This is a genomic window from Piscinibacter gummiphilus, assembly GCF_032681285.1.
In the GTDB taxonomy this organism is placed as follows: Bacteria; Pseudomonadota; Gammaproteobacteria; order Burkholderiales; family Burkholderiaceae_C; genus Rhizobacter; species Rhizobacter gummiphilus_A.
In genome coordinates, this window is sequence record NZ_CP136336.1 from 4,235,402 (window position 1) to 4,248,482 (window position 13,081).

A 13,081-nucleotide genomic window follows, 5' to 3' on the forward strand; every position below is an offset into this window, starting at 1 on the left:
GGTCAGGCCGTCACGCCGTGCCGCTTGAGGCTCTCGGGGCCGGCCCAGAGCTCTTCGAGGTGCGTGAATTTCCACTGCGCGTTCGACTCGCGGGCGGCGATGCGATCACTGCAGGCGCTGCTGGACAGGTCGAGCAGCTCGGGCGGGATGTGCAGCTGCGAACGCGTGGAGAAGAACACCTTCACCTTCGGCGACACGAGCGACTCGGGGTTCTGCTCGCACACCACCGCGAGCCGCCCCGACTGCATGCGCACCAGCGAGCCCACCGGGTAGATGCCCAGGCTGCGCACGAAGGCCTGGAACACGACGTCGTCGAAATGACCGCCGCGCCATTCGGCCATCTTGCGGATGGATTCGGCCGGGTCCCAGCCGTTCTTGTAGGGGCGGTTGGAGGTGATGGCGTCGTAGACGTCGCACACCGCGCCCATCTTGGCCAGCAACGAGATCTGCTCGCCGCGCAGGCCGTGCGGGTAGCCGCTGCCGTCGATCTTCTCGTGGTGGTGCAGGCAGACGTCGAGCGCGCCTTCGGTGGCCGTGCCGCCTTCGCGCAGCATTTCGTAGCCACGCAGCGGGTGAGCCTTCATCACCTTGAATTCATCGTCGGTCAGCTTGCCGGGCTTGTTGAGCACATCGGTCGGCATCACCGCCTTGCCCATGTCGTGCAGCAGGCCGGCGAGGCCTGCATCGCGCGTGGCCGTGTCGTCCATGCCGAGTTGGCGGGCCAGCGACACCATCAGCGCACACACCGCCACCGAGTGCATGTACGAGTAGTCGTCGTGCGTCTTGAGGCGCGCGAGGCTGATCATCGCGCTCGGATTGCGGTAGACGGAGCTCGCAATCTCGTCGACCAGCGGCAGGCAACGCTCGGCGTCGACGGCATTGCCAAGCCGGGCGTCGTTGAAGAGGGCGGTCACCGCCTGCTTGGACTTCGCGACCAGCACCGCCGCGCGCTTCACTTCGTGCGACAGGCTGGTGGCCTGGGTCAGCACGGCCGGGGCGGCGGGTGTTGGCGCCGCGGTCGTGGCCGTCGGCGTGGGCGCTGCCTTCGCCGCCTGCGGCTCGACGTCTCGGCCCTTGCTGCTGTCGATCCAGCAGGCCTGCACGCCCGAGGCGATCAGCTTGTCGAGATCGCCCTGCTCGCGCAGCACGAACTTCGTCTTCCAAAAAGGATGGTCCAGCCACGAGCCTTCCAGCGCGTGGAGGTGCATGCCAAGGCGGAGCTGTTCGATTGGAATTTTCTTCAGCATGGGGCAGCAAGCGAGCCGGCTGTCCGTTGCTATCGGCGGCCCCCGCCGAAACTTGACCGCAGTTGCGAAACACGCGCCCCAAATGAAAAACGCCGCTGTCACCAGCGGCGTTTTTCGTGACGGAAGTCCGGTTCAGCGGAAGCGCGACTGCGGCACGGTGTGCAGGTCGGTCGGCAGCGTGGACAAGTACTGCGCGATCTGCTTCAGCTGCGCCGGGGTGAACGGTGCGGCCATGCCGGCCATGATGGCGTTGCCACGGCCCACGTTCGGGTTGTTGGACGTCTTGTAGGCCTTGAGGGCCACCAGCAGGTAGTCGGCATGCTGGCCGGCGATCTTCGGGTAGGTGCCGTCGATCGGGGTGCTGTAGTTGGCGCCGTGGCAGCTGTTGCAGTTGCCTTGCTGGAGCAGCTTGGCGACCTCGGGGCTGGGCTGCGGCAGGGCCTTGGTGTCGGCGGCGACCGGGGCGGTCTTGCCCTGCTGTTCGTAGAAGGCCGACAGGTCGGCGATGTCCTGGTCGGTGAGGCTGCCGGCGATGGAGCGCATGGTCGGGTGCTTGCGCTCGCCCTTCTTGTAGGCATTGAGCGCGGAAGCGATGTACTTGGCACCCTGGCCCGAGATCATCGGCACCTTGTGGATCTCGGGGAAGCTGGCCTGGTAACCCGGGATGTTGTGGCAGCCGATGCACATGGCGGCCTTCTTCTGGCCCGCTTCGGGGCTGGCCTTGACGTCTTGTGCCTGGGCGCCAGCAGCGGTGAAAGCGGCCAGGGCAACGATCGAGGAAAGCAGTTTCTTCATGGTTCGGCGTGGCTGAGGGTCTTCAAGGTGACCGCGGATTATAGGGAGGCGCCACGGCGCTTCTGCCTCCGCGCAAGCCGGCGGCCGGTGTCATGTGGTAGACAGCGGCGCCCGGAATGCGGCTTATATACTGGCCCGTCACCCCCCTTCTACCGGCTGCGCCCCATGAAATTCCAAGGTTCCGAGAACTACGTCGCCACCGATGACCTGATGCTGGCGGTCAACGCAGCGGCCACCCTCAAGCGGCCGCTGCTCATCAAGGGCGAGCCCGGCACCGGCAAGACGATGCTGGCAGAAGAGGTGGCGCAATCGCTCAACATGCCGTTGTTGCAGTGGCACATCAAGAGCACCACCAAGGCGCAGCAAGGCCTGTACGAATACGACGCGGTGAGCCGCCTGCGCGATTCGCAACTGGGTGACGAGAAGGTCAAGGACATCCAGAACTACATCGTGAAGGGCGTGCTGTGGCAGGCCTTCACCGCCGACCAGCCGGTCGTGCTGCTGATCGACGAGATCGACAAGGCCGACATCGAATTCCCGAACGACCTGCTGCGCGAGATCGACCGCATGGAGTTCTACGTCTACGAGACGCGCGAGCTCATCAAGGCCAAGCACCGGCCGCTGGTGTTCATCACCTCCAACAACGAAAAGGAACTGCCCGACGCCTTCCTGCGCCGCTGCTTCTTCCACTACATCAAGTTCCCCGACGCCGCCACGATGGGCAGGATTGTCGACGTGCACTTCCCCAAGCTGCGCAAGGAACTGCTGGCCGCCGCCCTCAAGAACTTCTACGACGTGCGCAACCTGCCCGGCCTGAAGAAGAAGCCATCGACGTCGGAACTGCTCGACTGGCTGAAGCTGCTGGTGGCCGAAGACATCCCGCTCGAAGTGCTGCAGAGCAAGGACGAGAAGGTCTCGGTGCCGCCGCTCGTGGGCGCGCTGCTCAAGAACGAGCAGGACGTGTCGCTCTTCGAGAAGCTCGTCTTCATGCAGCGCCACAACCGCTGAGGCGATGAGCTTCGCTGAGCCCGTCACGCTGAAAGGCCAGCACGCGACGCTGGAGCCTCTCACCCTCGCGCACGAGGCCGAGGCCATCGAGGCCGTGAAAGACGGCGAACTCTGGCAGCTCTGGTACACGAGCATTCCCGAGCCAGGCCGCATGCGCGCCGAGATCGAGCGCCGCCTCGGCCTGCAGGACAAGGGCTCGATGCTGCCCTTCGCCGTGCGCAACGCCTCTGGCCGCCTGGTCGGCATGACCACCTACATGAACATCGACGCGGTGCACCAGCGCGTCGAGATCGGCTCCACCTGGACGGCGAAAAGCGCCCAGCGTGGCCCGCTCAACACCGAGTGCAAGCTGATGCTGCTCACGCACGCCTTCGAGCAGCTGGGTTGCATCGCCGTCGAGTTCCGCACGCACTTCTTCAACCAGCAGAGCCGGCGTGCGATCGAACGCCTGGGCGCCAAGCTCGACGGCATCCTGCGCAGCCACCAGCGCACGCCCAATGGCGCGCTGCGCGACACCTGTGTCTACAGCATCGTTGCGAGCGAATGGCCGGCCGTGAAAGCGCACCTGCGCTTCCAGCTGGACAAGCCACGCTGAAGGCTACAGCGGCAGGCTGAGCGACAGGCCCACCCGCGGGTCGACCCAGCCCGGCACATCGGGCAGGCGGCGTGCGCCGAGGTCGATCGACAACCGACGCGGCACGATCCACCAGCGGCCACCGATGCGGTGCGCCTCGGTTCCCAGCTCCGACCCCGCCCACTCGGCGAAGAGCACACCCAGCTTGCTCGGCTGCCACACGCTGCTGATTGTGGCGCGGCTGCGCTGCACGCCGGTGTTCTCGAGGCCCACGCTCGTCTGCACTGCGAGTTGCTCATGCAGGCGCAGCAGCCCGCCCACGGCGAACGCAGCCCGCTCGGCCTTGGGGTTGCCCGCCGCTTCGCTGCCGCGCAGGCCCGACCAGTCGAGACGGAAGGCGGCCAGCAGCGACGAGACACGCACGCCAGTGAGTGAGGTGAACTCGGCCTTCATCACGCTCGGGCCGATGTCGGTGGGCTTCGCCCGAGGGGCTTCCACCTTCCAGCGGGTGCTTTCAGCCTGGCAGCGCCCTGACAGGCCGGCTTCGAACTGCACCGGCGAGGCGTCGCCGAAGGGCGTGACCGGGCAATCCGGCGTGGCCCAGGCCGACCCGTACGCGGCCAGCGCCAGCGTCGTGAACAGTCGGTTGAGCCCCATCCCCATGATGGGATGAATGATGCGAAAGACGCGCCAGCGCTGTCATGCGCGTCTCGCCGGTTTTGCGTGATTGATTTCGCGGAAACCCTGCCGAGAACGCCCTCAGGAGCCCAGCTCGAAACGATCGCGCCCCAGCGCCTTGGCGCGGTAGAGCGCCGCATCGGCCCGCTTGAGGAGCGCATTCACTTCGTCCTGCGGCCCACGCCAGGCCGCCACGCCGATGCTGACCGTGAGGCTCATGCTCTCGCCCTGCCAGGCCCAGGGGCGGCGCAGCAGGGCGTCGCGCAGCCGCTCGGCGGCGCTGAGCGCCTCGGTCGACGCGGTACCGGGCAGCAGCACCACGAACTCTTCCCCGCCGAAGCGGCCGATGCGGTCCACGTCGCGCATCTGCGCCTTCATGATCTTCGCCAGGTGCCGCAGGGCGTCGTCGCCGGCCGCGTGGCCGAAACGGTCGTTGATGTCCTTGAAGTAGTCGGCGTCGATCATGAGCACCGAAAAGGGGCGCGGGCTGCGCCCCACCCGCCGGGCTTCGTCGTGCAGCTGCTCCTCGATGGCGCGGCGGTTGAAGACCTCGGTGAGGCCGTCGAGCCGCGAGAGCCTGCGCAGCTCGGCTGTCATCCGCACGCCCACCAGCGCCACCAGCGCGAGGTGGAACACCAGCGCCGTGACGAGGAAGACCGCCGCCGAGCCGATGTCGAGCGAGCTGTTCCCCGCCATCTCGGCCGCCACGGTGTAGGGCGACACCACGGCCTGCGCACCGCGGTTGGCGAACACCAGGGCACCCAGCAGGAGCGGCAGCGCCAGCCATTGGCCGAGCGAGAGCCCCAGGTCGCGGCGCGCGTAGACGTAGATGTTCCACGCGGTCAGCGCACACAGCACGGCCAGCAGTCCCGACACGGCGGCCACCCGCAGGGCCCCGTACCGAGGCGTCAGACCCAGCCACGACAGCAGCACCACCCCGGCCATCAGCAGCGCGTAGACCCACCCATTTGCCGGCCGACCGATGAACTGGCGCACGCCCCGCTCCATGAGCAGGATGCCGGTTGCCACGCAGACGTTGGCCACCGCCCGCAGCTCCTCGCTCTTGGTCTGGCTGGCGCCGATGAAGATCACCACCGAGGCGCCGGTCAACAGGGCGTAACACGCCCATTGCACGGCCGAGCGGCGGTCGATCGGCACGACGGCGGCGCCAATCGCCCAACCGAGTGCCAGCACGGCTTGCTGGCACGCCACCATCAGAAAGGCGATCTCGGTAGCGGACAAGGTGGGCATGAAGCGTCGGGGACAGCCGGCAGGCGGCGATCCTTATAGCATTGGGCGTTCCAAACCGGTAAGGTGGGTTTGCGCCCGCCTTCGGCCCCCATTGCCCGAGAATGCCGCCATGCTGATCGACTTCTTCTACACCCTGCGTGCCGCCAAGCTGAAGGTCACGGTGCCCGAGTACCTGACGCTGCTCGAAGCCATCAAGGCCGGCGTGATCGACGACGACGCCGGGCCGACGGTCGACAAGTTCTACCACTTGTCGCGCGCCACGCTGGTGAAGGATGAAGCCCAGTACGACAAGTTCGACCGCGCCTTCGCCGCCTACTTCAAGGGCGTGGAGCTGCTGGCCGACTTCAGCCAGGACATCCCCCTCGACTGGCTGCGCAAGAAGCTGGAACTCGAGCTCAGCCCAGAGGAGAAGGCCGCCATCGAGAAGATGGGTTGGGACGAGCTGATGGAAACGCTCAAGAAGCGTTTCGAAGAGCAGAAGGAGCGCCACGAGGGCGGCAACAAGATGATCGGCACCGGCGGCACCTCGCCCTTCGGCGCCTATGGCTACAACCCGCAAGGCATCCGCATCGGGCAGGACAAGAGCCGCAACAAGAGCGCGGTGAAGGTCTGGGACCAGCGCCAGTTCAAGGACTACGACGACACGCTCGAGCTCGGCACGCGCAACATCAAGGTCGCGCTGCGCCGCCTGCGCCGCTTCGCGCGCGAGGGCAACGAGCTCGAACTGGATCTGGACGACACCATCCACAGCACCGCAGCCAACGCCGGCATGCTCGACATCAAGATGATCCCCGAGCGGCACAACAAGGTGAAGGTGCTGCTGCTGATGGACGTGGGTGGCACGATGGACGAGCACATCCACCGCGTGGAAGAACTTTTCTCCGCCACCAAGAGCGAGTTCAAGCACCTCGAGTTCTATTACTTCCACAACTGCGTCTACGACTTCATGTGGAAGAACAACCGCCGCCGCTACAGCGAGAAGTTCTCCACCTGGGACGTGATCCGCAAGTACAACAAGGACTACAAGCTGATCTTCGTGGGCGACGCGACCATGAGCCCCTACGAGATCCTGCAGCCGGGTGGCAGCGTCGAATACAACAACGAGGAGCCTGGCGCCGAGTGGTTGCAGCGGCTCACCAACGCCTTCCCGAAGTTCGCGTGGATCAACCCCGAGCCGCAGGGTGTGTGGAGCTACCGGCAGAGCATCTCGGTCATCCAGCAGTTGATGAACAACCGCATGTTCCCGCTCACCCTGCAGGGGCTCGAAGGGGCCATGCGCCTCTTGAGCAAGTGACCCCGAGCACGTCGACGCCGCGCACATGACCCTTCGTTCCGTGGCCCGCCTGGGCCTGGGCTTGCTCATCGTGGCGGGCCTCTGGGGCTGCGCGAACCTGAACCGGGACGGCGCCACGCCACCCCCCGAGAACACCCCGCAGGCCCAGGCCGCCCAGGCCGCGCAACCGGCCTCGCCCCCCGCCGCAGCCGCCAGCGCCGCCTCGGCGCCCACGACCGTCGCCTACCGCGTCGAAGTGCAGGCCCCGCCCAACCTGCGCCAGCTGCTGCTGACCTACCTAGACCTCGCCCGCTTCCAGAACGCGCCGCAGGCCGAAGGCATCACCAACGCCGAACTCGTGCGCCTGACCGCCGCCTCGCCCTCGCAGGCGCGCAGCCTGCTCGAGACCGAGGGCTACTTCAACGCGACCATCGCCGTCACCCGCGTCGATCCGCCAGACGAGACGCCGCTCATCACCCTCAACGTCGGCCCCGGCCCGCGCACGGTCATCGGCGCGTGGGAGCTGACCGTTACGGGAGAGTTGAAGACACGCATCGACGCCGGCGACAAGGACGCTCTCGAATTGATCGAGCGCCTGCGCAAGCGTTGGCCGCTCGAGGAAGGCAAACCCTTCAGCCAGTCGGCCTGGAACAGCGCCAAGAACGGCACCCTCGCCCAGCTGCGCGCCGAGGGCTACGCCGCGGCCAAGGCGGGCGAGACCACCGCCCACGTCGACGCCAAGGCCAACGAGGCCACGCTCGCCGTCGAGCTGCAGAGCGGCCCGCTCTTCATCCTGGGCGAGCTGCACATCGAAGGCCTCAAGCGCTACAACGAAGAGGGCATCCGCCACGTGGCCGACTTCGGCCCCGGCACGCCCTACAGCGAGAAGCGCCTGTACGACTACCAGGAGCGGCTGCTCAAGCTCAACCTCTTCAACAGCGTGGCGGTGAGCATCGAACCCGACGAGGCGCAGGCCAAGGCCGTGCCGGTGATGGTGCGCGTGACCGAACAATCGCTGCAGCAGGCGGTGGCCGGCATCGGCTTTTCCGACAACACCCGCGAGCGCCTGACGCTCGAACACCGGCACCTGCGGCCCTTCGGCTTCCAGGTGCAGATGCGCAACAAGTTCGAACTCGGCCGCACCCAGCGCACCTGGGAAGGCGAGCTGCTCAGCGACCCGGGCGACGCGCAGTACCGCAAGCTGCTGGCCGGTGGCGTGAGCCGCCTCGACACCGACAACGACACCACCTTCTCCTGGAAGACGCGCGTGGGCCGCACGCTCTACACCGAGCGCATCGAGCGGCTCATCTTCGCGGAGCTGCTCAACGCGACGGTGACCAACGGCCTGGGCGAATTCACGAGCCGCGCGCTGTCCGGCAACTACCACTGGACCTGGCGCGACGTCGACGACATCATCCTGCCCACCCGCGGACTCACGACGGTCATCCAGGGCGGCGCGGGGTATGCGTTGTCCGAGAGCCAGCAGGACGGCCCCTTCGCCCGCGTCTACACCCGCAACACGCTCTACTGGCCGCTGCCCGGCGCGTGGTACACGCAGACGCGCCTCGAAGTGGCCGAGGTGTTCGCCAAGGCCGCCGTGGGCATCCCCGACACCCTGCTCTTCCGCGCCGGTGGCGACGAGTCGGTGCGCGGCTACGGTTACCGCGACCTCGGCCCGGTGGTCAACGGCGTGCTCACGAGCGGCCGCCAGCTGCTCACCGCCAGCTTCGAGATCGCACGCCCCTTCTCGGTGACCCGCCCGGCCTTGTGGTGGGCTGTCTTCATCGACGCCGGCAACGCGGTGAACCAGTGGTCCGACTACGAGCCGGCACTCGGCTTCGGCCTGGGCGTGCGCTGGCGCAGCCCCGTCGGGCCGCTGCGCATCGACTGGGCCTACGGCGAAGAAGTGCGCAAGGGCCGTCTGCATTTCAGCGTGGGCATCGCGTTCTGAGCGTGGTGTGATGGACACGAACGAGGCCACCCCCACCCCACCGCCTGCGGCCAAACCCCGCAACGCCCGGCGCCGCCTGTGGTGGAGCCTGGCCGCGGTGTTCGCGCTGTGCGCGGTGCTCGCAGGCCTCGCGTCGAGCCTCTACTGGGCCACCGGCACCACCGGCGGCAGCCAGTGGCTGCTGGCGCGGCTGGCACTCGTCGGCGTGCAGGTGCAGGTGACACAACTCGAAGGCAGCCTGCGCGGCGACTTCAAGGCTCAGCAAGTGGTGGTCACCGTGGGACACACGCGCGTCGTCGTCGACCGCCCGACATGGCGCACGCTGCGCCTCGACTACCCCTACGCACAAGGCGTGTGGGCCCGCATCCACGTGGCCTCGCTCGTGGCCGAGCGGGTGATCGTCACCGTCGAGTCGAGCGGCGCCAGCACGCCGTTCAAGCTGCCCCGCAGCCTGCACCTGCCGGTCGAGCTTCAGATCGACGACGTGCAGGCCGGAGAGCTGCAAGTGCCGGGCCTCGGCAGCGGCCACCCCCTGCGCGATGTGCGCGGTGCGGCCCATCTGGGCCACGACCGTGGCCGCGCCCACCGCTTCGAGAATTTGAGCGCCCGCCTCGACCCGCTGCACATCACCGGCCACGCCCGCATCGACGCCCTTGGCCCGATGGCGATGGACGTGGCCCTCAAAGCCACCCAGAGCGCCCAAGGCCAGCCCGCCCTGCCCGCCTGGGCCAAGACCTTGCGCACCGACTGGCAGGCCGAAGCGCAATCGACCGGGCCGCTCGCGAAGTTCGAGCTGCGCGCGAAGATGCGTGCACAGGGCCAGTCGCTCGACGCCAGCGCGCAGGTCGAGCCCGAAGCCCGCTGGGCGATCACGCGGCTCGAAGCGCAGACCCAGGGCCTCGACCTCTCGGCCCTGCTCGCGCAGGCGCCGCTCACCGCGCTCAACGGCACGCTGCGCATCACACCCGAGAGCAGCGGCGGGGCCCACACACTCGCCCTCGCCGCCAACCTGGAGAACACCCAACCCGGCCGCTGGGACCGCCAACAGCTGCCGGTGCGCAGCCTCGTGGCCGACGCCCGCTGGCGCAGCGACGTGGCCGACGAGCTGGCCCTGCAGCGCTTCGAAGCCAAGCTCTTCGACGAGCAGCGCGCCGCCGGCACCCTGCAAGGCACGGCCAGCTGGAAGGGGCGCGACTTCGCGGTCGACGCCACCCTCACCAAGGTGCAGCCGAGCGCGCTCGACAACCGCCTGATGGCGATGACCCTGAGCGGGCCGGTGAAGCTCTCGGGGACACTCGCTGCGCGCACGCCCACCGGCGCGCCGGCACCGCCGCGCTTCACGGCGCTGGCCGATTTGAGCGGCCAGCTCGTCGACCCGCCCCGCCCGGTGCAGCTCAAGCTCGACGCCACCGGCTCCGAAGAGCGCATCGAGTTGCGCGAGCTGCGGGCCCGCGCCGACGGCGCCAGTGCCGAGCTCAAAGGCACCGCCGAGCGCAGCGGCGACGCATGGCAACTGAAGGCCCGCGCCGCGCTGGTCGATTTCGACCCCAAGCCCTGGTTCCCCGCCGGCCCCCGCGGCGGCTGGCGCACCGGCACGCACCGCTTCAACCTGCAAGGCGACACCCAGCTCACCATCGCCGACAGCGTGCGCACGACCGGCCCCGCCGACAAGCGCGCCCTGATGGAGCGGCTGGCCGGCCTGCACGGCGAAGCGCGCGTCACGCTCGACAACAGCAGCGTGGCCAACGTGCCGCTCTCCGGCCAGCTGCAGTGGCGCCACGCCGGCCGCGACCCCATGCAGGCCCAGGGCAAGCTCGACGTCGGCGGCAACCATGTCGAAGTCGACGGCCAGCTCGCCACCGACGCCCGCGGCCAGCAGGACCGCTGGTCGCTCCAGGCCCGCGCTCCCACCCTCGCCCGCCTCGCCCCGCTGCTGCGGGCCCTGATGCCGAGCGACCAGGCCGCCCAGATGGCCGACACCCTCGCCGGCTCGCTGACCGGCGACGCGCAGGTGCGTGGCCGCTGGCCCGAGCTCAGCACCCAGGGGCAGGCGACGCTCAGCGGCGCGAAGGCCGGCGCCTGGACGGTCGGCCAGGGCCAGGCCCGCTGGCAGGCGAGCACCAACCTCGACGCCCCGCTCGACGTGCAGATCGACATCGGCCAGGCCGCGTGGGCCGACCGCAAGATCGACGACACCCGCCTCAAGCTCAGCGGCAGCGGGCGCAACCACCAGTTCAGCTTCAACAGCGAGCTGCGCGTGGCCCCGCCGGTGTGGGCCGAGACGCTGCAGGGGGGCCGCAGCACCGTGCCCGCCGGAGAGCGGGCGCCCGTGCGCACCCTCGTGACGGCCGCCGCGCAGGGCAGCCTCACCGGCGCGCCGTGGCACACCGGCGCCCCCGGCGACACCACGCCACCGTGGTCGTGGAAAGGCCTGCTGCAGCGCTTCGAGCTGCGCACCACACAGGCCGGCGCGGCGCCGCTGCTCGTCACACGCGACGTCACCCTCGAACTGCAAGGCGGCCCGCCGCTACACGCCACCGTGGGCGCCGGCCGGGCCGACATCCTCGGCGCCGCGCTCAAGTGGAGCCGGCTCGACTGGGAAGCCGGCCGCGGCCTCGTCGGCCAGCAGCTCGACATGCAGGCCGAACTCGAACCGCTGGCGGTTGCACCGCTCCTCAAGCGTGTGCACCCCAACTTCGGCTGGGGCGGCGACCTGCTGGTGGGTGGCCACGTCTACGTCAAGCAGACCGACAGTTTCAGCGCCGACATCGTGTTCGAACGCATCAAGGGCGACCTCACCGTCACCGAAGAAAGCGGCACGCAGGCCCTCGGCCTGTCCGACCTGCGCATCGGCCTCGACGCGAAAGACGGCGTGTGGAACCTCACCGCCGGCCTGGCGGGCGAGCAGCTCGGCGTGCTCGGCGGCGCGGTGGTCATCCGCACCTCGCCGCAGGCGGCCACGCCGCCGCCCGATGCGCCGATCCAGGGTGTGCTCGAAGCGCAAGTGGCCAACCTCGGCACCTGGGGCCCGTGGGTGCCGGCCGGCTGGCGGCTCGACGGCAAGCTCAACGTCAGCGCGAGCTTCGGCGGCCGGCTCAACGCGCCCGAGTACACCGGCAAGATGGTCGGCGCCGGCATCGGCGTGCGCAACATGGTCGAAGGCGTCAACGTGACCGATGGCGAAGTCGACATCTCGCTCGAAGGCAACACCGCACGCATCAACAAGTTCAGCGCACGCGGCGGCAACGGCAGCGTGCGCGTCGAGGGCGACGCACGGCTCGACGACACCTGGCGCTCGCGGCTGAAGCTCGTGGCCGACAAGTTCCAGCTGCTCGGGCGCGTCGACTTGAAGGTCGTCACGAGCGGCGAGGCCAACGTCGCCATCGACGGCGAGTCGGTGAAGGGCGATGGCCGCTTCACCGTCGACGAAGGCCTCATCGACTTCACCCGCCTGAGTTCGCCCGGCCTCGGCGACGACGTGATCGTCACCGGCCGCGCCAACGATCCGCGCGAAGCCGCACCGACCACGCCCAACGTGCCCAGCGGCAACCGCATCTCGCTCGACCTGCTCGTGAACCTCGGCGACAACCTGCGCATGCGCGGCCTGGGCATCGACACCAAGCTGCGCGGCGAGCTGCGCGTGTCGCGCCCGGCCGGCAAGTGGGCACTGGTGGGCCGCGTGAGCGCCGTCGACGGCACCTTCGCCAACTACGGGCAGAAGCTCGAGATCGACCGCGGCGACATCGTCTTCAACGGCGCCCCGAGCGACATGCGGCTCGACATCGAGGCCACGCGCCCCAACCTCGACGTGCGCGTGGGCGTGCAGGTCACCGGCCCGCTGCAGAACCTGCGCGTGAAGCTCTTCTCCAGCCCCGACATGACCAACAACGAGAAACTCTCGTGGCTCATGCTCGGCCGCGCGAGCGACGGCCTCGGCAAGACCGACACCGCCCTCGTGCAACGCGCCGCCTTCGCCCTGCTGGCCGGTGAAGGCGACGGCGGCCCCGGCGCCATCACCAAGGCCTTCGGCATCGACGACGTGGGCCTGCGCCAGGCCGAAGGCGACACCCGCGAGACGGTGGTGTCGGTGGGCAAGCAGTTGTCGAAGCGCGTGTACGTGGCCTACGAGCAGAACCTCGCGACGAGCGCGGGCAGTTTCCAGGTCACCTACCGCATCGCACAACGGTTCGTGATGCGGCTGCAATCGGGGCTCGACCGATCCATCGACCTGATCGGCACCTGGCGTTGGGAATGATGCAGTCCCCGTGTCGCTGCGCGACATGGGGACTGCATAATTCGCCGCC

General features: G+C 68.7%; 9 protein-coding genes. 5 read left to right on the forward strand and 4 right to left on the reverse strand.

Annotation, left to right across the window (positions count from 1 at the left end):
• Window positions 1–2: 2 nt before the first annotated feature.
• Window positions 3–1,247 (reverse strand): cyclic di-GMP phosphodiesterase, encoded by a 1,245-nt coding sequence (locus RXV79_RS19975; RefSeq protein ID WP_316699856.1) that lies wholly within the window; start codon window positions 1,245–1,247, stop codon window positions 3–5.
• A gap of 132 nt (window positions 1,248–1,379) precedes the next feature.
• Window positions 1,380–2,042 carry a c-type cytochrome gene (locus tag RXV79_RS19980; protein WP_316699857.1) on the reverse strand — a complete coding sequence of 221 codons (663 nt, stop codon included), beginning with the start codon at window positions 2,040–2,042 and terminating at the stop codon, window positions 1,380–1,382.
• Window positions 2,043–2,207: 165 nt separating this feature from the next.
• On the opposite strand from RXV79_RS19980, the gene RXV79_RS19985 reads away from it, so the two are divergent.
• Both RXV79_RS19985 and RXV79_RS19990 read left to right on the forward strand, forming a co-directional pair.
• On the forward strand, window positions 2,208–3,050 hold the full coding sequence (locus RXV79_RS19985) for an AAA family ATPase (protein WP_316699858.1): 843 nt from the start codon (window positions 2,208–2,210) through the stop codon (window positions 3,048–3,050).
• A 4-nt stretch (window positions 3,051–3,054) separates the two neighbouring features.
• Window positions 3,055–3,645: a GNAT family N-acetyltransferase gene (locus RXV79_RS19990; RefSeq protein ID WP_316699859.1), complete on the forward strand. Its 591-nt coding sequence runs from the start codon at window positions 3,055–3,057 to the stop codon at window positions 3,643–3,645.
• Between the two features lie 3 nt (window positions 3,646–3,648).
• On the opposite strand, the gene RXV79_RS19995 is transcribed toward RXV79_RS19990, so the two are convergent.
• Together RXV79_RS19995 and RXV79_RS20000 are read right to left on the reverse strand one after the other, a co-directional pair.
• The gene (locus RXV79_RS19995) at window positions 3,649–4,281 is read right to left on the reverse strand and encodes a hypothetical protein (protein ID WP_316699860.1); all 633 of its coding nucleotides are present in this window, start codon (window positions 4,279–4,281) and stop codon (window positions 3,649–3,651) included.
• Window positions 4,282–4,383: 102 nt separating this feature from the next.
• Window positions 4,384–5,553: a GGDEF domain-containing protein gene (locus tag RXV79_RS20000; protein ID WP_316699861.1), complete on the reverse strand. Its 1,170-nt coding sequence runs from the start codon at window positions 5,551–5,553 to the stop codon at window positions 4,384–4,386.
• A gap of 109 nt (window positions 5,554–5,662) precedes the next feature.
• On the opposite strand from RXV79_RS20000, the gene RXV79_RS20005 reads away from it, so the two are divergent.
• From RXV79_RS20005 to RXV79_RS20015, 3 genes are read left to right on the forward strand one after another with little or no spacing between them, the layout of a single operon-like run.
• Complete coding sequence (locus RXV79_RS20005) at window positions 5,663–6,847, forward strand: vWA domain-containing protein (protein ID WP_316699862.1); 1,185 nt, start codon at window positions 5,663–5,665, stop codon at window positions 6,845–6,847.
• Between the two features lie 25 nt (window positions 6,848–6,872).
• Entirely contained in the window at window positions 6,873–8,777 is a 1,905-nt protein-coding gene (locus RXV79_RS20010) for an autotransporter assembly complex protein TamA (RefSeq protein ID WP_316699863.1), read from the forward strand.
• A 10-nt stretch (window positions 8,778–8,787) separates the two neighbouring features.
• Window positions 8,788–13,032: a translocation/assembly module TamB domain-containing protein gene (locus RXV79_RS20015; RefSeq protein ID WP_316699864.1), complete on the forward strand. Its 4,245-nt coding sequence runs from the start codon at window positions 8,788–8,790 to the stop codon at window positions 13,030–13,032.
• The last annotated feature ends 49 nt before the right edge of the window (window positions 13,033–13,081 follow it).